The 935-nt window shown below is 61.0% G+C and carries 1 protein-coding gene and 1 pseudogene; one reads left to right on the forward strand and one right to left on the reverse strand.

What is annotated here, in order from left to right; all coding sequences use genetic code 11:
- Nucleotides 1-7: 7 nt before the first annotated feature.
- Nucleotides 8-259 (reverse strand): annotated as a pseudogene (locus AC1D3B_RS36185) (MFS transporter); the annotation flags it as partial.
- A gap of 436 nt (nt 260-695) precedes the next feature.
- Between AC1D3B_RS36185 and AC1D3B_RS36190 the strand changes: the two are divergent.
- Nucleotides 696-935 (forward strand): NAD(P)H-dependent oxidoreductase subunit E (locus AC1D3B_RS36190; RefSeq protein WP_478195472.1); only part of this gene is annotated, 240 nt, incomplete at its 3' end.

Below are 935 nucleotides of genomic sequence, written 5' to 3' on the forward strand. Positions count from 1 at the left end.
GCGTTCACGCGTTCACCACCCAGCCCAGCCCCGCGAGCACCGCCCCGCCCCCGATCACCGGGCGCGGGCCGAACTTGTCCACCAGCCAGCCTTCCACCGGCACCAGCCAGGTCTCCACCACCACGAAGATCGAGAACGACAGCTGGATCGCCGTCAGGCCCCAGTGGTTCTTCGCCTCCATCGGGTTCACGAACAGCGTCCATCCGTACTGCAGGTTGGCGATCAGCGCCATGCACAGGATGCCCATTCCCAGTTGCATCCAGCGGTACGCCGCACCGTGAGCCACCTTCTCCGCGGGCTTCGCATGCGGCAGCGCAACTGCAATCGATTGACGGTCCATCTCGAACCTCCTTGTCTCTGAGTGTGGGGTTGACTAAACAGCCGCTCGAATCGGTTTGACACTACACGTCTGACGATTCGATGAAGAGCGACTGTCAAAGCAGCGACCCAAAAAACTCTTGACTCGAATCAAGTTCCGAGAAAGAGGTCATGCTCGTTCTCCCTAAGTTGCCGAAGCAATGCGGACGCGCGATTCGACGCGTGCCGGACCAAAGGCGAATGTTGCCTTCGTGCATGGCCTTCGGTTCTCGTGCTTGCGACGCCGACTGTCGAACTTGAGAAACTTGACCCGGGTCAACTTGCGCCAACGATCATCACTTCATACTCGGCGCGGTCCGCATCTCACAAGATCCACGATGACTGAAGGCAACTCTTCTCCGACTTCTTCTTCGACTTCCTCTCCGCCCGATGCGCTGGGCGTCGTTCGCAATGTCCTGGCGCAGCACGCAGGCGAGCCCGGTGCGCTGCTGCCGATCCTGCATGACGTGCAGGACGCGCTGGGTCATGTGCCCGCGCAGTCGGTGGCGACGATCGCCGAAGCGTTGAATCTCTCGCGCGCCGAAGTGTACGGCGTGGTCACGTACTACCACCACTTC

It is taken from the genome of Variovorax sp. P5_A3 (assembly GCF_056400665.1).